Source organism: Krasilnikovia sp. MM14-A1259, assembly GCF_047159535.1.
Taxonomy (GTDB): domain Bacteria; phylum Actinomycetota; class Actinomycetes; order Mycobacteriales; family Micromonosporaceae; genus Actinoplanes.
In genome coordinates this window covers 4,138,872-4,155,477 of record NZ_BAAGAJ010000002.1, presented here as the reverse complement: position 1 = coordinate 4,155,477, position 16,606 = coordinate 4,138,872, and the positions used below count along the sequence as shown (strand labels likewise).

18 protein-coding genes are annotated in these 16,606 nt (G+C 69.4%); 9 read left to right on the top strand and 9 right to left on the bottom strand.

Annotation, left to right across the window (positions count from 1 at the left end):
* Positions 1–67 precede the first annotated feature (67 nt).
* Genes ACMCNK_RS18695 through ACMCNK_RS18655 form a run of 9 tightly spaced genes read left to right on the top strand, consistent with a single transcriptional unit; the run spans position 68 to position 7,464 of the window.
* Positions 68–2,419 (top strand): chemotaxis protein CheW, encoded by a 2,352-nt coding sequence (locus ACMCNK_RS18695; RefSeq protein ID WP_412737691.1) that lies wholly within the window; start codon positions 68–70, stop codon positions 2,417–2,419.
* A gap of 1 nt (position 2,420) precedes the next feature.
* On the top strand, positions 2,421–2,864 hold the full coding sequence (locus ACMCNK_RS18690) for a chemotaxis protein CheW (protein ID WP_130509410.1): 444 nt from the start codon (positions 2,421–2,423) through the stop codon (positions 2,862–2,864).
* On the top strand, positions 2,864–3,733 hold the full coding sequence (locus ACMCNK_RS18685; RefSeq protein WP_412737690.1) for a hypothetical protein: 870 nt from the start codon (positions 2,864–2,866) through the stop codon (positions 3,731–3,733). The genes ACMCNK_RS18690 and ACMCNK_RS18685 overlap by 1 nt, the downstream gene beginning before the upstream one ends.
* 15 nt (positions 3,734–3,748) lie before the next feature.
* Positions 3,749–4,888: a protein-glutamate methylesterase/protein-glutamine glutaminase gene (locus tag ACMCNK_RS18680; RefSeq protein WP_412737689.1), complete on the top strand. Its 1,140-nt coding sequence runs from the start codon at positions 3,749–3,751 to the stop codon at positions 4,886–4,888.
* On the top strand, positions 4,885–5,730 hold the full coding sequence (locus ACMCNK_RS18675) for a CheR family methyltransferase (RefSeq protein WP_412737688.1): 846 nt from the start codon (positions 4,885–4,887) through the stop codon (positions 5,728–5,730). The genes ACMCNK_RS18680 and ACMCNK_RS18675 overlap by 4 nt, the downstream gene beginning before the upstream one ends.
* Positions 5,731–5,737: 7 nt before the next feature.
* Positions 5,738–6,124, top strand: a complete 387-nt coding sequence (locus ACMCNK_RS18670; RefSeq protein WP_412737687.1) for a response regulator — start codon at positions 5,738–5,740, stop codon at positions 6,122–6,124.
* A complete protein-coding gene (locus ACMCNK_RS18665; protein ID WP_412737686.1) occupies positions 6,121–6,609 on the top strand; it encodes a chemotaxis protein CheX in 489 nt (162 codons plus the stop codon). Before ACMCNK_RS18670 ends, ACMCNK_RS18665 begins: the two co-directional genes overlap by 4 nt.
* Positions 6,606–6,968 (top strand): response regulator, encoded by a 363-nt coding sequence (locus ACMCNK_RS18660; protein WP_412737685.1) that lies wholly within the window; start codon positions 6,606–6,608, stop codon positions 6,966–6,968. Before ACMCNK_RS18665 ends, ACMCNK_RS18660 begins: the two co-directional genes overlap by 4 nt.
* 7 nt (positions 6,969–6,975) lie before the next feature.
* Positions 6,976–7,464 (top strand): hypothetical protein, encoded by a 489-nt coding sequence (locus ACMCNK_RS18655; protein WP_412737684.1) that lies wholly within the window; start codon positions 6,976–6,978, stop codon positions 7,462–7,464.
* An 87-nt stretch (positions 7,465–7,551) separates the two neighbouring features.
* On the opposite strand, the gene ACMCNK_RS18650 is transcribed toward ACMCNK_RS18655, so the two are convergent.
* From ACMCNK_RS18650 to ACMCNK_RS18610, 9 genes are all read right to left on the bottom strand, one after another.
* The gene (locus tag ACMCNK_RS18650) at positions 7,552–7,896 is read right to left on the bottom strand and encodes a hypothetical protein (RefSeq protein ID WP_412737683.1); all 345 of its coding nucleotides are present in this window, start codon (positions 7,894–7,896) and stop codon (positions 7,552–7,554) included.
* Between the two features lie 3 nt (positions 7,897–7,899).
* Positions 7,900–9,414, bottom strand: coding sequence for a hypothetical protein (locus tag ACMCNK_RS18645; protein ID WP_412737682.1), 1,515 nt, complete (start codon positions 9,412–9,414; stop codon positions 7,900–7,902).
* Positions 9,392–11,431 (bottom strand): flagellar biosynthesis protein FlhA, encoded by a 2,040-nt coding sequence (gene flhA / locus ACMCNK_RS18640; protein WP_412737681.1) that lies wholly within the window; start codon positions 11,429–11,431, stop codon positions 9,392–9,394. The genes ACMCNK_RS18645 and flhA overlap by 23 nt, the downstream gene beginning before the upstream one ends.
* A gap of 174 nt (positions 11,432–11,605) precedes the next feature.
* Positions 11,606–12,700, bottom strand: coding sequence for a flagellar biosynthesis protein FlhB (flhB, locus tag ACMCNK_RS18635; RefSeq protein WP_412737680.1), 1,095 nt, complete (start codon positions 12,698–12,700; stop codon positions 11,606–11,608).
* Between the two features lie 40 nt (positions 12,701–12,740).
* Positions 12,741–13,505 carry a flagellar biosynthetic protein FliR gene (locus ACMCNK_RS18630; RefSeq protein WP_412737679.1) on the bottom strand — a complete coding sequence of 255 codons (765 nt, stop codon included), beginning with the start codon at positions 13,503–13,505 and terminating at the stop codon, positions 12,741–12,743.
* Entirely contained in the window at positions 13,502–14,362 is an 861-nt protein-coding gene (gene fliP / locus ACMCNK_RS18625; protein WP_412737678.1) for a flagellar type III secretion system pore protein FliP, read from the bottom strand. The genes ACMCNK_RS18630 and fliP overlap by 4 nt, the downstream gene beginning before the upstream one ends.
* Complete coding sequence (locus ACMCNK_RS18620) at positions 14,362–14,826, bottom strand: FliO/MopB family protein (RefSeq protein ID WP_412737677.1); 465 nt, start codon at positions 14,824–14,826, stop codon at positions 14,362–14,364. The genes fliP and ACMCNK_RS18620 overlap by 1 nt, the downstream gene beginning before the upstream one ends.
* A gap of 6 nt (positions 14,827–14,832) precedes the next feature.
* The gene (gene fliN, locus ACMCNK_RS18615; RefSeq protein ID WP_412737676.1) at positions 14,833–15,582 is read right to left on the bottom strand and encodes a flagellar motor switch protein FliN; all 750 of its coding nucleotides are present in this window, start codon (positions 15,580–15,582) and stop codon (positions 14,833–14,835) included.
* Positions 15,579–16,493 (bottom strand): flagellar motor switch protein FliM, encoded by a 915-nt coding sequence (locus ACMCNK_RS18610; protein WP_412737675.1) that lies wholly within the window; start codon positions 16,491–16,493, stop codon positions 15,579–15,581. The genes fliN and ACMCNK_RS18610 overlap by 4 nt, the downstream gene beginning before the upstream one ends.
* Positions 16,494–16,606 lie beyond the last annotated feature (113 nt).

Sequence of the window (16,606 nt, the reverse complement as noted above, 5' to 3'; positions counted from 1 at the left end):
GCGGTGTTCTCATGTGGGGGCCCCGGGAGTCGATGAGGGATCAGGAAGCCCGAGCAGGAGGTAGGCCGTGGAAGACCTTGGCGAGATCGTCGGCGAATTTCTCATGGAGAGCCATGAGAATCTCGACCAGATCGACCGGGACCTCGTCGCCCTGGAGCAAAGCCCCGGCTCGCGTGAACTGATCGCCCGGATCTTCCGGGCCATCCACACGATCAAGGGCACCAGCGGGTTCCTCGCCTTCAGCAGGCTCGAGACGCTGGCGCACGCGGGCGAGTCGTTGCTGTCCCGGCTGCGGGACGGCGTGCAGCCGGTCACCCCGGAGACCATCACCACGCTGCTGGCCACGATCGACGGCGTCCGTTCGCTGCTCGCGGCGATCGAGCACCGCGGCTCCGAGGGCGACATCAACGTCGACGGGATCATCGCCTCCGTGCACGCCCAGATGCAGACGGAGGCCCCGGCTCTGGAGGCGGCTCCGGCCGCGGTCGAGGCGGAGGCGCCGGCCGAGACGCCGGTTCCGCTGGAGGAAACGAAGCCGGTACGCCCGGCACCCGCGCCCGTCGAAGGACAGCGCAAGCCGCTCGGCGAGATTCTCGTCGAGACCGGTGCGTCGTCGCCGTCGGACGTCAGTTCGGCCCTGCAGCAGCAGCTGGAGGGCGATGAGCGCAAGCTCGGCACGATCCTGCTGGAGGAGGGCAAGGCGGCCCCCGCGGCGGTCTCCGAGGCGCTGCAGACCCAGGCTCCCAAGCGCAGTGTCGCGGACTCCGCGATCCGCGTGGACGTGGACCTGCTGGACAACCTGATGAACATGGTCGGCGAGCTGGTGCTGGCACGTAACCAGCTCGTCCGCGGTGTGATGGAGCTCGGCGACTCCGGGCTCGTGCGCAGCGCCCAGCGGCTCGGCATGATCACCAGCGAGCTGCAGGAAGGGATCATGAAGACCCGGATGCAGCCGATCGAGCACATCTGGTCGAAGCTGCCCCGGGTCGTCCGCGACCTCAGCACCGGGCTGGGCAAGCAGGTCCAGCTGGTCATGGAGGGCAAGGAGACCGAGCTCGACCGCAGCCTGCTGGAGGCGGTCAAGGACCCGCTGACCCACCTGGTGCGCAACGCGGTCGACCACGGCATCGAAGAGGCCGACGTCCGGGTCGCCAACGGCAAGACGCCGGAGGGCACCCTGGCGCTGCGCGCGTACCACGAGGGTGGGCACGTCGCGGTCGAGGTGGCCGACGACGGCGCCGGCCTCAACGTCGAGCGGATCGCGCAGAAGGCGGTCGAGAACGGCCTGATCCGGGCCGACCAGGTCGCCACCATGGACAAGCGCGAGATCATGGCGCTGGTCTTCCAGCCCGGCTTCAGCACCGCGCAGAAGGTCACCAACGTCTCCGGCCGCGGCGTCGGCATGGACGTGGTGAAGACCAACATCGAGCGGATCGGCGGCGCGGTCAGCGTCGACTCGACCCCGGGCCAGGGCACCGTCTGGCGGCTCACCATCCCGCTGACGCTGGCCATCATCCAGGCCCTCACGGTCGACTGCGGCGACCAGCGCTACGTGGTGCCGCAGGTCGCGGTGCTGGAGCTGGTCTTCATCGACGGCAACAGCACCAAGATCGAGTACGCCTCCGGCGCGCCGGTGTACCGCCTGCGCGGCAAGCTGCTGCCGCTGGTCCGGCTGGACCGCGCGCTCGGCTTCGAGGTCGGCAGCGACCAGGGCGTCTACATCATGGTGCTGCAGGCCGACGGCCGCCGCTTCGGTCTCGTCGTGGACCGCGTCCTGAACACCGAAGAGGTGGTGGTCAAGGCGCTCAACAGCCGCCTGAAGGACATCGGCCTGTACGCCGGCGCCACCATCCTCGGCGACGGAAAGGTCGGTCTGATCCTCGACATCTCCTCCCTTGCCCGCCGCTCCCACCTGGGCGCGGAAGGCGAACGGGAGAACATGGTCGGCGCCTCCCGCGCGGTCGGCGCCGGCGATCGGGGCGAGCGCCTGCTCATCACCGCGGTCGGGGAACGCCGGGTCGCGATCCCGCTGGACACGGTCACCCGTCTCGAGGAGTTCCCGCGGGACCGCATCGAGCAGGCCGGTTCCCGCGAGGTCGTGCAATACCGCGGGCAGATCCTGCCCCTGGTGCGCCTGTCGAGCCTGCTCGGGGCGTACAGCGAGGAACCCGAAGGGGACACCGTGCCGGTGGTGGTCTACAGCGAGGGCCCGCGCAGCGTCGCGCTCGTCGTCGACCGGATCGTCGACATCGCCGAGAACGAGACGACCGCCCGCCGCGACGCGGAGGAGGACGGCCTGGTCGGCACCGCGGTGATCCAGCAGCGGGTCACGGAACTGCTGGACGTGCGGCGCGCGATCCTCGCCGCCGACCCCAACTTCTACCGTGACACGACCGACGAGATGCTGGTGGAGGCCTGACATGGCGAGTCGTCAGTTCGCCACCTTCGAGGTGGCAGACCAGTTGTTCGGTGTCGAGGTGGACACCGTCCAGGAGGTGCTCTCGTACAACGAGTACACCCCCGTGCCGTTGGCCCCGCCGGCCGTCGGCGGGCTGTTCAACCTGCGTGGCCAGGTCATCGCCGCGGTCGACCTGCGGGTGCAGCTGGGCCTCAACCGGCAGGCGCTCGAGGGCCCGGTGATGAACGTGATCATCCGCGGCAGCGGCGAGCGTGAACCGGTCAGCCTGCTCGTCGACCGCATCGGCGAGGTCGTGGACCTCGAGGACGAGGCGTTCGAACCGCCGCCGGACACGCTCAGCGGACCGACCCGCGAGCTGGTGGTGGGCACGTTCAAGCTCGACGGGCGGCTCATGTTGGCCCTGGACGTCAACCAGGCCGTCGACACGTACCGAGCCACCACCTGATGTACAGCCTGGTCAGCGCTCCTGTCCTCGGCTTCGACCTGACCCGCCTGGGCGGCGGGTCAGCCACTGCCGAGGTGCTCCTGCGTGCCCTGAAGCTTCAGCTCGGGGACCTGCCGGTGCTTGCGGAGCGGCTGCCCGACGAAGGGGTGCGCGGCCCCCTGTGGGTCGAGGTGGAGAGCGCGGCACGGCGGTTGCCGACCCTCAAGGGGGTCGGCACCGACGACCCCGGCTCTCTCGCCCTGATCGAACGGGCGCCGATCGGCTCGGTCGACGCTCTGCTCACCTGCATCCGTTACGACGTGATGGCGTGGACGTGGCAGGGCACCGGCCGGGAGGCGACGCAGAGCGAGGCCGCGGCGGCGGCCACGGCGCTGCTGTGCGACGCCGCGGTCGCCAGCTACCTGCGTGAGGTGCTGGACGAGCAGACCCGCCGGATGCTCGGCGCGGGCTGGGTCGCCGCGGTGCGCAAGCTGCCGACCGGGGCGCCGATCGACCTGGGCCCGTACCACTACGCGATCTCGTCGCTGCTGGACCGGCTGCGCTCGATCCGGCCCGCCGACCTGAACCGGCTGGTGCAGTCCGCCGAGGATGCCCGGCGCAACGCGGGCGGCTGGTCGCCCGCGGTGCATTCGGCGTCCTGGGCGGCGTACCTGTCCGATCGGGTCAAGACGGCCGCGGCGGCGCAGTTGCTGCTGGTCCAGGCGATCGACATCGCCGCGATCCCGCTGTCCGACCGGGCCGGCGGGATCTGGAACATGCTCAGCGGCGCCGTGCAGGCGCTGGTGGTCAAGGACCTGCTGGACACCGCCACGGCACACCGGCTGCTCGCGCCGGTGATCGCGGCGCTCGGACCGGCCTGGCTGGGGTGAGAGGGGGTGGCCCGAATGATTTCCGTGCTCGTCGTCGACGACTCCGTCGTCGTGCGCCGGCTCATCGTGGACGCCCTCGGCGACTCCCCGAACATCGAGGTCGTCGGCACCGCCGCGAACGGCCTGCTGGCCCAGGCGAAGATCGACCGACTCAAACCCGACGTCGTGACCATGGACATCGAGATGCCGCAGATGAACGGCATCGAGGCGGTCCGGGAGTTGCGCAAGCGGCACCCACGCCTGCCGGTCATCATGTTCAGCACGCTGTCGGCAGCGGGCGCCAGCGCCACGCTGGAGGCGCTCTCCGCGGGCGCCACGGATTACGTCACCAAGCCGTCGAACGTCGGGTCCATCGCCCAGTCCATCGCTGCCGTACGCGAACAGCTGGTGCCGAAGATCCTGGCGCTGGCCGGCTGGCAGCGCCCGGCCCGTCCCGCGCCGCCCCCGGCCCGTCCGGGTGCGGCGCCGCCGCGTGCCGGCCGTCCGGCGGCCCCGAGCCGGCTTGCAGTCCCGCCGCTGTCGCGTCCGGCCGCGCCGGCGCGCAGGCGGCCCCCGGGCCGGGTGGACGTGCTGGCCGTGGGGTGCTCGACCGGAGGACCGGACGCGCTGACCAAGGTGCTGATGGCGTTGCCGTCGGACCTGCCGGTGCCGGTCGTGGTCACCCAGCACATGCCTCCGGTGTTCACGCGCATGTTCGCGGAGCGGCTGGATCGCAGTACCCCGTTGCACGTCGTCGAGGCCGTCGACGGGATGGAGATCACCGCGGGCACGGTCTACATCGCCCAGGGCGATCGGCACCTGGTGCTGCATCGCCGGGGCAACGCGATCGTGACGCAGCTCAGCAGTGCACCGCCGGAGAACTCGTGCCGTCCGGCGGTCGACGTGATGTTCCGCTCGGTCGCCGACGTGTACGGCGCGAACGCGTACGCGGCGGTGCTCACCGGAATGGGGCACGACGGACGAGTCGGAGCGAAGTTGTTGCAGGAGGCGGGAGCCGAGGTGTTGGCGCAGGATGAGGGAACGTCGGTGGTGTGGGGCATGCCCGGGGCGGTGGTAGCTGCGGGCCTTGCGGACGAGGTGCTGCCCCTGGACCGGATCCCGGCCGCCCTGCTCAGCCGCTTGAAGGTCGGACGTTCCGCGGCGGTGGCCCGATGACGTTGTCTCAGTCGGACTTCGCGTTCGTGTCCCAGCTGGTCAAGCGGGAGGCGGCGATCGTGCTCGCACCGGGTAAGGAGTACCTGGTGGAAGCACGGCTGATCCCGGTCGCCCGGCAGTTGGGTGCGGGCAGTGTCGGGGAGTTCCTGGCGGGCCTGCAGCGCCGCCCGAACGTCGCCGACCAGCAGCGCATCGTGGACGCGCTGACCACGAACGAAACGTCCTGGTTCCGCGACCGGGAACCGTTCACGGCCCTGACCGAGGTGGTCCTGCCCGAGCTGGTGCAGGCCCGGGCCAGTGCCCGCAAGCTGCGGGTCTGGTCGGCTGCCAGCTCCAGCGGGCAGGAGGCGTACAGCCTGGCCATCACGATGCAGGAGGCTCTGCCGAGCGGGTGGGGCTACGAGATTCTCGGCAGCGACATCTCCACCGAGATGATCGGTCGGGCCGAAAAGGGTGAGTACAGCCAGGTCGAGGTGAACCGCGGACTGCCTGCCACCACGCTGGTGCAGTACTTTGACCGGATAGGCACGCATTGGCGGGTCGCGCCGACGCTGCGACGCAACGTGTCGTTCCGGCTGATGAATCTGACCGCTCCGTTGCCGACGATGCCGCAGTTCGACGTCATCTTCCTTCGCAACGTGCTCATCTACTTCGACGTGGCAACGAAGAAGTCGGTGCTGCACAACGTCGCCAAGCTGCTGCGGCCCGACGGATGGCTGTTCCTCGGCGCCGCGGAGACGACGATCGGGATCGATGACAACTACGAACGGGTAGCGGCCGGTCGGACGTCTGCCTACAAAATCCGAGCCGCGGTGCCAGCGGGTACCGCCAAGAGGGGATGAGCACGCGATGCGCGCCATGGTGATCGACGACTCTCGCGCGATGCGCATGATCCTGAAGCGCATCGTCGCGAAGCTGAACTTCGAAGCGGTGGAGGCGGGTGACGGCCAGGAGGCCCTGGACCTGCTCAACGGCATGGAAGAGGTGCCTGAGCTGGCCCTCATCGACTGGAACATGCCGAACATGAACGGGCTGGAATTCGTCACGAAGGTCCGCTCGGATCCGCGGCTGCGGGAAATGACCCTGGTCATGGTCACGACCGAGAGTGAACAGAGCCAGATCGTACGGGCGCTGGCCGCTGGCGCCCACGAGTATGTCATCAAGCCCTTCACGGAGGGCGCAATGATCGAGAAGCTGGCCCTGCTGGGCCTTGTCCCCACCGGAGCTACCTCATGAGCGTCGATGTTGTGGTGAGCGAGTCCGAGCTCGCCGAAATGGTCGAGCAGGTCTGGATGTCGTACCTGGACCCTGAGGGCGTCGACCCGCTCGTCGCCACCGGGGATGCCACGCAGGTGTGCGAGGTGCATTCCTCGGTCTCCATCACCGGGTCGTGGAGCGGACACGTCGTGTACGCCACCTCCCTCGTTGCCGCGCGCCGTGCCGCCGCCGCGTTCCTGGCCATGGAGCCGGACGAGGTGAGCGAGGAAGACCTCACCGACGTGCTCGGTGAGCTCGCGAACATCGTCGGTGGCAACGTGAAGGCCATGCTGCCGACCGGTGCGCTGCTGTCGCTGCCGCAGGTCGTGCTCGCACCCGAGTCGACCACGAAGTACCCGGCCGCCGAGCGCGTGACCGGTCTGTACGGGCAGTGGGGCGGCGAGCCGGTGTCCATTTCGATGTGGCAGAGCCGCAACGACGTCAAGAAGGAGGGCGAGGCGTGAAGATTCTGATCGCCGACGACAGCCGGGTCATGCGGCAGATCGTCACCCGTACCCTCCGTCAGGCGGGCTTCGACGGACACGACCTCATTGAGGCGTCCGACGGCAAAGAGACTCTGGACATGGCACAGGGCGAGAAGCCGGACCTCATCATCTCCGACTGGAACATGCCGGAGATGACCGGTGTGGAGGTTCTGCGCAAGCTGCGTGCCGCGGGCAACAACGTGAAGTTCGGCTTCGTGACTTCCGAGTGCACGCAAGAGATGCAGGACGAGGCCACGGCGGCGGGGTCAGCGTTTTTCATCGTCAAGCCATTCACAGCGGAGCAATTCGACGAGGTGTTCACTCCGATCCTGGGATGATGTGGTCATGTCCGATACCTCGGTTATTCCTGGCTCGCTCGCCATCCGCAATCTCTTCGAGGACCTCCTCGGCCGTGAGGTCGCCGTCAGCTCCGGTAACCCGCTCGGCGCCGCGGACCTACCCACCGCGACCATCGCCATCTACACGGACGCATCCCAGCAGATGTACGCGGTGCTTGCCATGCAGCTCGGCCTCGCGGCCAATGCAGGCGCCGCCCTCGGTCTGTTGCCAGCCGGCGCGGCCGAGGACAGCATCGAGATGGAGAAACTCCTCCCGAACATCGCCGAGAACGTCTTCGAGCTCTGCAACGTCCTGAGCAGCGTGTTCAGCAACGTGGAGGGCGCCCCGCGCGTCAAGCTCTACCAGGTCATCTACCCGGGCATGGACCTGCCCAACGATGCCCGCGCTCAGCTGCTGGCGCTCGGCAAACGCCTCGACCTGGACATCGAGGTGGCCCGATACGGCAAGGGCACGCTCTCGCTGTCGATCGCCTGATCCGCGCCGGCTGCCGGTTTCGCAGAGTGCCATCTCGCCTCCGACAGCCGGCGCCGCCAACTCTGGATCCGGCCGGATGCCGCGGCGTCAGGACGGCTGCTCGGCCGACTCCGGATCGGGCGTACCGCCCGGTGCGGGTTTGGTCGCGCCGGCCGCAGGCTCAGCCGCCGGCTTGACCGCAGATTCAGCCGCCGGCTTGGCCGCCGGCTTGACCGCAGGCTCGGCCGCCGTCTCCGCGTCCGGGCTCTCCTCGTCAGTCTTGCCGTAACCCGCGGTGACGAAGCGCAGGCCGGCGAGCAGCAGCGCGGCGATCGGTACGGCGATGAGGAACCGGATCAGCACCTGCGTGATGTCCACCTCGTCCGTGACGTAGCGGTACACCGCGGGCGCGCTCATCAGCAGCGCGAACAGCAGAACGGCCGGACGGAGCATTCGTTACCGTCCCCGGGCGCGGCGGGGCGCCGCGGCCATCGGCACGATGTCGGATGCGATCCGGGCGCACAGCATCGCCGCCCACGCGTGCGGGCTGGCCGGGCGGCCGTCCAACGAATAGATCGGCACCTCCAGGCCCAGCACGGTGGCCGGGTCTGTGGTGATCTCCACGTTGTGCACCACGAGCGCCTCGACGTCGCCGAGCGTACGCAGGTGCCGCGCGGAGTCCGGGGTCTTGCGCGTCGCATCGACCACCGCCCACACCGCGGTGGCGCCGAGCGCGTCACACATGTCGTTGACCCAGATGGGATCGGTGTCCCCGACCGGGGTGTCCAGGACGACCACCCATGCGTTCTCCGCGTTCTGCAGCTTCTCGGCGCGGGCCGCGGCCTGCGCGGGAGTGTGCATCACGCGGGACGAGTGCAGACCGGTCCCGGCGGACGACGGTCCGGCGTACAGCAGGTGGTTGGCGTCCAGCTCGATCTCCTGCAGGAGCTGCTTGCCGATGCCGATCGCGTGGGCTACCTCGCCCGCCACGACCAGGATGTCGCCGGGCGCCTCCGGGATGCCCGGCGCGGCGGGGCGCTGGGCCAGCACGGACAGCACCCCGGCGTACGTGTCGCCGCCGGTGATCTGCGCGGCCAGCTGCTCCGGCATGCCGACCGAGATCAGGTTCATCACCACGGGGTCGCTCTGCACCGGGCGCAACGCGGTCGAGGTCGAGGACACCGTGGCGACCGACGAGGAGGCGGCTGTGGTTCGGGCGGGGACCACCGAGCTGGGGACCGGGGTGCGCGGTTCGAAGCTGACGTTCTCGTCCTCGGACATGCCGAGGCCGCCCATCAGCTCGGCCAGGCTGGGCACCGGCGGCAGGGGCCGCACGGCCGCCGGGTTCTCGGCCGAGGGCATGCCCATGCCGACCGCGGCGCCGCGGCCGCCGCCCATCGCGCCGGACGGCGTACCCGTGGCGCCCAGCCCGGCAGCGGCCGCGCCCGGCCGGGTCGTCGTGGGGCCCCGCAGGCCGCCGTTGTTGACCGGCGAACCGGACGCCTCGGAGGGACGGAACGGCCGTACCGTCTGGGCCTGCGGCCGCTCCTGGGCCGCCTGGCGGGCGGAGGCCGCCTCGGCCTTGTCCAGCCCTGCCATCAGCTGCGCGAACGCGGCGCCGCTGCCGGCCGCTCCCGCGGGCTGTGCGAGGTCCTCGTCGCTGAAGCCCGCGACCGCGGTCCGGCCCTGGGTGATCCGGTCGCGCGACTCGGCGCGTTCCAGGAGCTGCTCCAGGCCTTGGGGCTCCTCCGTCGCGGCCGCCGGCCGCCGGAACGCCCGGCCGCCGGGCCGGTCCTCGGGGTCCGGCACCTCCACGGCCAGCTCGTAGTGCTGCTTGGCGAAGAAGCCGCCGAAGCCGCCGCTGCGCACCTTGTCCGCTGAAATGATGCGGACGCCGGAGCCGTACTCCTCCCGCACCTGGGCCAGTAGCGGCTCGATGGCTGGTCCCTCAAGCAACACCCGCGTAGGCACCGTTCACCACCCCCATGGTCTCGATCTGCGCGGTGGAACCGGAGATCTCCGAGTACGACAGCACCTGCAGCTTGTGGCTGCCGGCGCGCAGCAGCCGCATGAGCGGAAGCCGCAACTGGGGGGAACAAGCCAGCACCGGGGTGAGACCCTGCTGCTCGGCACCCTCGACGAGGCGGCCGGCCTCGCTGATGATGCTCTCGGCACGCATGCCGTCGATCGCCATGAAGGCGCCCGTCTCGCTGGGCCGCAGGGACTCCAGCAGACCCTGCTCCAGCATGGGGTCGAGCGTGATGACCGTGAGCCGGCCCTGCGAGACGTACTGGGCGGCGACGGCCGGGCCCAGTGCGGTCCGGGCGGCCTCGACCAGGCCGTCGTGCTCGACGGAGACCTTCGCCCGCAGCGACAGCGCCTCGAAGATGCGGACCAGGTCGCGGACCGGCACACCCTCGTCCAGCAGTGCCTGCAGCACGCGCTGGATCTGACCGAGGCTGAGCAGGGCGGGCGTCAGCTCCTCCACCACGACCGGGTGGGTGCGCTTGACCGTCTCGGTGAGCGCCCGCACGTCCTCGCGGCCGAGCAGGCGGCTCGCGTTGTTCCGGACGATCTCGGCCAGGTGCGTGATGACCACCGAGGCCCGGTCGACGACCGTGGCACCGGAGAGCTCGGCCTGGTAGTGCAGCTCGGCCGGAACCCACTTGCCCGCCAGCCCGAAGACCGGCTCCACACCGGCCCGGCCGGGCAGGGCCTGCAGGCCGTCGCCGATCGCCAGGACCGTGCCGGGAGGCGCCTGGCCGGTGCCGGCGTCGATCCCGGAGATCCGGATCGCGTACGAGGAGAGCGGCAGGTCGAGGTCGTCGCGGGTACGCACCGGCGGCATGACGATGCCCAGCTCCAGCGCCATCTTGCGGCGCAGTGCGCGGACCCGGTCGAGCAGGTCGCCGCCGCCGGCGTCGACGAGGTCGACGAGATCCGGGGAGAGCGCCAGCTCCAGCGGGTCGACCCGCATCTCGCCCATGAGCTGGTCCGGGGAGTCCGGCGAAGGCTTGTCGGCGTCGGCGGTGATCGCCGGGGCCTCGGGCTCCGGGTCCTTCACCCGCTGGGCCATGATCAGTACGGCCGCGCCGACCAGCAGGAACGGGATCTTCGGCAGGCCGGGGATGATGCACAGCGCGAGCGCCGCGCCGCCGCCGATGCGCAGGGCCAGCTTGTTCTGGCTCAGTTGCTGGCTGACGCTGGTGCCCATGTCGCCCGTGGTGGCCGAGCGGGTCACGATGAGGCCGGTGGCGACCGAGAGCAGCAGGGCCGGAATCTGGGAGACCAGGCCGTCGCCGACGCTCAGCAGGCTGTACTGGTTCATCGCGTCGGCCGGGGACATGCCGTTCTGGATCATGCCGATCGCGAAGCCGCCGACCAGGTTGATGACCGTGATGATGATGGCCGCGATGGCGTCGCCCTTGACGAACTTCGAGCCACCGTCCATGGCGCCGTAGAAGTCCGCCTCGGCGGCGACCTCGGCGCGGCGCTTGCGGGCTTCGGCCTCGTCGATCAGGCCGGCGTTCAGGTCGGCGTCGATCGCCATCTGCTTGCCGGGCATGGCGTCCAGGGTGAACCGGGCGCCGACCTCGGCGACCCGCTCGGCACCCTTGGTCACCACGACGATCTGCACGATGATCAGGATCAGGAAGATGACCAGGCCGATGACGAGACTGCCGCCGACCACGAAGCTGCCGAACGCGTGGATCACCTTGCCGGCATCACCGTCGCGGAGAACGAGTCTCGTGGCGCTGATGTTGAGCGCCAATCGGAACAATGTCGCCACGAGCAGGATCGCCGGGAAGGACGAGAAGTCCAGCGGCTTCTGCACGAACATGCTGACCAGAAGGATCAGCAGCGCGGCGGTGATGTTCAGCGCGATCAGGAGATCGAGAAGGAAGGTCGGCAGCGGCACGACCATCATCACGATGATGCCGATGACCCCGACGGGTACGGCGAACCTGCTGAGGTTCTTGTTCTTCACGGCACCTTCCGAGTGTGGGAAGTCCGGGGCCGATCCGTGCCCTGCTGGCGCGCCATCCCTGGCGTCCTTCTGATCGGCGGTCCGTCGCGGTCACTGAGCGGCAGTTTCCGGGCCCGGCGAGCCCATCGTCTCGCGGTTATGGACGGGATGTGAGTAAATCTCCCACATTGGCCCCTATGCGGCGGCAGCCGCGGTTGCGTGCGGGTTGCGATGCATACCGGCCGCGGAGCCCTTGGACTTGAGGCTCATCACAAACGCCAGCACCTTTGCCACCGCACCGAAGAACTCGGCCGGGATCTCCTGACCCACGTCGACACCCTTGTACAGGGCGCGAGCCAGCGGAACGTCCTGCACCATCGGGACGCGGTTCTCGGTGGCCAGCTCACGGATCTTCGTGGCGATCGCACCCTGACCCTTGGCGATCACCTTGGGCGCGCCCTTGTCCGGGTCGTACCGCAACGCCACGGCCACATGCGTGGGGTTGACCAGCACCACGTCCGCGTTCGGCACGTCGGCCATCTGGCGGTTGCGGGCCATCGCCATCTGCCGGGACCGGATCTGTCCCTTGACGTGCGGGTCGCCCTCGGTGTTCTTGTGCTCCTGCTTGACTTCTTCCTTGCTCATGCGCAGTTGCTTGTTGGTGCGGCGGCGCACCATGAAGTAGTCGGCCGCGGCCATCACGATGCCGGCCACGGAGGCGGCCCGGATCACCGAGATCACCGCCTTGTTGACGACCCCGAGCAGCGAACCGAGCGGCAACTGGCCCGCCGTCATGAGCAGCGGCACCATGTCCTTCATCGTGGCGTACACCACGGCGGCGAGCACGGTCGTCTTCACCAGGGCCTTGGTCAACTCCCACAGCGACTGGGAGCCGAACATCCGCTTGATCCCGGGCAGCGGGTTGAGCCGGCTGAACTTCGGGATGAACAGCTTCGTGGCGACCCGGATGCCGCCCTGGCTGGCGGCCGCGGCAATGCCCACCGCCATCATGGTCAAGGCGAGCGGGAGCACGGTCCAGGCCGCGCTCATCAGCCCTTCCTTGAGAATTCCGAGGGCGACGTGCGGGTCGGGATCCGCGATCGTGTCGGGGATCTTCGACATCAGCTCGCGGGCGTGATCCATCGCCGTACCCAGCGTCTTGGGCAGCACGATGCTTCCGGCCAGCATGCCCACCCAGGCGCCGATGTCCGGGCTACGCCCGATCTGGCCTTCCTGTCTGGCCTTCTTGAGCCGTTGCGCGGTGGGCTTCTCGGTCTTCTCGCCGGCCACGTCACCTCCCCGGGTCTGCTGTCATCCCGTTCGGCGCGAATCAGCCGCCGCTGAGCTGTACCACCGCGGTGACCGCCTTGTCGACGAGCGTGTCCAGCGCGCGCGGCAGTGTGGCGATCGCGATGCCGGAGAGGAGCAGCAGCAGAAGGATCTTGGCGGGGAAGCCGAGCTGGAACGCGTTCAGCGCGGGAGCAACCCGGTTGAGCAGGCCGAACGCCACGTCGGTGAGGAACAGTACGGCGATCAGCGGACCCGCGATCTGCAGCGCCGCCAGGAACATGTCACCGACCCCCTGGGTCAGCAGGCGCCCCAGCGTGGAGAGCGAGAACGAGGAGTCGAGCGGCACCGTCTCGTACGAGTGCAGGAAACCGCGCAGGATCAACTGGTGCGCGTCCGTGGCGAACAGCAGGGTCACCGCGATCAGGTTGTAGAAGCGGCCGAACACCGAACTCTGGTTCAGCGACAACGGGTCGAACGCGGCCGCGAGCGTGAACCCGCCGAACACGTCGAGCAGGTCGCCGGCCGCCTGGATGGCGGCGAAGTACAGCGCCGTGATGAAACCGAGGGTCGCGCCGATGAAGACCTGCAGGGCCGCGCTCGCGATGATCGCGGAGGTCTCCACCGAGGGCAGGCTGGCGGTCAGGTACGACGTCATCGGCAACGCCAGCCCCACCGACAACAGCGCCTTGACCGGCGCTGGGATGAGCCGCGAGTTGAACGGCGGGCACACGACCAGCCACGCCGCGGCCCGTACCGAACCGAGCATCACCGCGAGCAGTGTCGCCAGCGGCGCGTCGAAGTTCATCCGTAACTCGCGACCAGCGCGGTGATGATCAGACTCCACCCGTTGACCAGCACGAACAGCAACAGCTTGAACGGCAGCGCCACCGTCACCGGGGGCAACATCATCATGCCCAGTGACATCAGTGAGGCGGACACCACCATGTCGATGATGATGAACGGGACGAAGATGACGAACCCGATGATGAACGCCGCACGCAGCTCCGACAGCACGAACGCGGGCACCAGGGTGGTCAGCGGCAGGTCGTCCTTGTTCGCCGGGGTCGGCTGCCCCGACACCTTCACCATCAGGGCGATCTCGTCGTTCCGGGTCGCCTTGTACATGAACTCGCGCAACGGCTGGATGCCGTCGTGGAACGCCTGCGACTGACTCTTCTGGCCGTTGAGATACGGCTGCAGGCCCTGCTGATTCATCTGCTGCAGCGTCGGGCCCATGATGAACATGCTGATGAACAGCGCCAGCCCGGCGATCACCTGGTTGGGCGGCATGCTGGTCAACCCGAGCGCGTTACGGGCGATCCCGAGGACCATGAACACCTTGGTGAACGGCGTACACACCAGCAACAGCGCCGGCAGCACCCACAGCAGAGTGATGCCCAGCAGGATCACCAGCGAGTTGCCGGGCCGGTTCTGGCCGTTGACGTTCACGTTGATGTTGACCGGGGCGCTCGGCGAGATCGGCGCGGCCGGGGTGGTCGGCCCGACCGGCGCCCGGTACGCGAGCACCCGCACCGCGGGGGCGTGCTGCGTAGGGGCGGGCGCCGGGGTGGGAGCGGGAGCCGGCGGCGCGGCCGACGCCTGGGTGGCGGGCGACATCGCCAGCGCCAGGCCGGTCAGCAGCAGCACGAGCCCTCGACGCATCATCGCCTCGACGTCCGTTCCCGGAGAAACTCCATGGTCGCCCGCCAGGTCCGCGGCGACAGCAGCGAGCCGTCCAGCCGGCCACCACGATGCCGTACCGCCAGGTCTGCCGGGAGTGTGAGGTCGGGGTGGAGTCCGAGGTCCGGCGCGAGGGTGGCCTCCGGTTCCAACGACACCGGGTCCCGCTTCTTCGTCGTCACCGGTGGAAGCGGATCGAACATGTGCAGCTCGGCCTCGCCGAGCAGGCTCACGTACTGGTCGGTGACCCCGAGGATCAGGGCCCGGTCGGCGACCTGCACCACCGTCACCACGGCACCGCGGGCGAGCTGCTGACGGTCCAGTACGGCGAGGTTGGGCGTCCTGTGGCGGCCGGTCAGCGGGCGCCGGACCACCTTGGCCAGGCCCCACATCAAACCGAACACGATCAGCAGCGAGAAGCCGATCCGCAGGACGAGTTCGATCACCGACGGCTACCCCTGTTCGCTGCCCGGGGCGATAATCTCGGTGATCCGGATCCCGAAGTTCTCGTCGATGACCACGACCTCGCCGCGGGCGACGAGACGCCCGTTCACCAGCAGGTCTGCGGGGCTGCCCGCGGCACGGTCCAGCTCCACGATCGCGCCCGGAATCAGTGACAGCAGTTCGCGCACGCTCATCCGGGTACGCCCCAGCTCGGCCGAGACCTCCATCTCGACGTCGTGGAGCATGTCCAGGCCGCCGCGGATCGGGCCGAGATCCGGGCGCCGGGCCGGTACGCCGCCGGGGCCGATCTCCGCGGGCCACGGGTTGGGCGCGAGTGCCACGATCGCCCGTATGGTTTCGCCGTCCACCAGGGGAACGGCTACCGAGCCCGGCTTGGGGGCCAGCGCGCTGAGCGCCACGGCGGGCTCCATCACCTGACCCGGGTCCAGCACGACCGGTCCGAACATGCGGGCGGCAGCCTCCAGGGCGGGGCGTACCGCGGCGGTGAGGTCCAGCTCGCCGAGCGGGCTTTCCTTGAGCGCGTCCGCCAGGTCCTGCTCGACCACGATGACCACGTCGCCGGTGGCGGCGCCACTGAACCGGGCAGTGATGGCCTGGCCGGTCGCGAGCAGGTCCTCGCTGGGCGCGACCGGGTCGCCGACAACCAGCTCGCGGCTCGTGGGCAGGACGGCGCGGGCTGCCTCGGCGGCGCTGCGCGCCAGCGCGACCTGCGGCTCGGTGATGGTGGGCGCGGTCACAGGCGGCCAACCTCCTTGGACGGTTCCTGGGGCGACGGCACGACGAGGCACGCGAGCCGGGCGCCCTGGTTACCCGGCACAGCGTGGGCGAAGACGGTGTCGTTGACGGTCACGTCCAGCGGCACGCTGATCGGGTGTCCCAGCGGCACGACGTCGCCAGGGCGTAGATCCACGATGTCATCGGTACGCATCCGAATGGGGTGGAATCGGACGGCTACGTCGATCGGAGCGGCCGAAAGTCCTGACGTCAGGTTCCGCAGCGCGAGGTCGCGGGTCATCTGCTCGGCGGCGGTCAGCTCGATCGCCTCCTGGTGCTCCAGCACCGGCAGGATCGTGTTGAACGGCAGGCAGATGCTGGCCACGCACTCCTCGGTGCCGATCTTCATCTCGAACGTCGCGATCACCACCGCGTCGCCCGGCTGATGCGCCCGCAGGAACTGCGCGTTGTATTCGACGTCCCGCAGCTTCGGGCTGATGTCGACCAGCGTCTCGAAGCCGTAACGCAGTTCGCCGAGCATCCGCTCCAGCAGCCCGCGCAGCAGCGGCATCTCGACGTCGGTCAACGGGCGTTCCGGCTGGGGACCGCCCGGACCACCCAGCATGTGGTCTATGGCCGTCATCACCGCGGGTGAGGACATTTCCATGAGCACCGTGCCGGGCAGCGGGTCGAGGGAGACCAGCGCCAGGATCGTCGGGTTGGCCAGCGTCGCGACGTACTCGTCGTAGTTCAGCTGCTCGATCGAGTTCAACGTCACGCTGCTCACGACCCGCAGCCGGGTGGTGAGCAGCGTGCCGCAGCCGCGGGCGTACGTCTCGAACGCGATCTGCAGCATCCGGACGTGCTCGCGGGACAGCTTGATCGGGCGGCGGAAGTCGTAGGGTGCCGGCCCTCCGGTACCGCGGCGGGACATCTTGCCCCGCCCGGCCGGCGGCATACTTCCCCGCCCCGTGGCGGGCGCAGACGGAGAGTTGGTCACGTCGTCCTTATCGGCTCGTTTCGCGAACCACTGAGCCTGTGGTTCGC

Bases quoted from the DNA above. Each gene is read 5' to 3' on its own strand.
- ACMCNK_RS18685 (WP_412737690.1), top strand. From the start codon at position 2,864: ATGTACAGCCTGGTCAGCGCTCCTGTCCTCGGCTTCGACCTGACCCGC.
- ACMCNK_RS18665 (WP_412737686.1), top strand. From the start codon at position 6,121: ATGAGCGTCGATGTTGTGGTGAGCGAGTCCGAGCTCGCCGAAATGGTC.
- ACMCNK_RS18655 (WP_412737684.1), top strand. From the start codon at position 6,976: ATGTCCGATACCTCGGTTATTCCTGGCTCGCTCGCCATCCGCAATCTC.
- ACMCNK_RS18650 (WP_412737683.1), bottom strand. From the start codon at position 7,896: ATGCTCCGTCCGGCCGTTCTGCTGTTCGCGCTGCTGATGAGCGCGCCC.
- ACMCNK_RS18675 (WP_412737688.1), top strand. From the start codon at position 4,885: ATGACGTTGTCTCAGTCGGACTTCGCGTTCGTGTCCCAGCTGGTCAAG.
- fliP (WP_412737678.1), bottom strand. From the start codon at position 14,362: ATGCGTCGAGGGCTCGTGCTGCTGCTGACCGGCCTGGCGCTGGCGATG.
- ACMCNK_RS18670 (WP_412737687.1), top strand. From the start codon at position 5,738: ATGCGCGCCATGGTGATCGACGACTCTCGCGCGATGCGCATGATCCTG.
- ACMCNK_RS18690 (WP_130509410.1), top strand. From the start codon at position 2,421: ATGGCGAGTCGTCAGTTCGCCACCTTCGAGGTGGCAGACCAGTTGTTC.
- ACMCNK_RS18610 (WP_412737675.1), bottom strand. From the start codon at position 16,493: ATGTCCCGCCGCGGTACCGGAGGGCCGGCACCCTACGACTTCCGCCGC.
- ACMCNK_RS18680 (WP_412737689.1), top strand. From the start codon at position 3,749: ATGATTTCCGTGCTCGTCGTCGACGACTCCGTCGTCGTGCGCCGGCTC.
- ACMCNK_RS18630 (WP_412737679.1), bottom strand. From the start codon at position 13,505: ATGAACTTCGACGCGCCGCTGGCGACACTGCTCGCGGTGATGCTCGGT.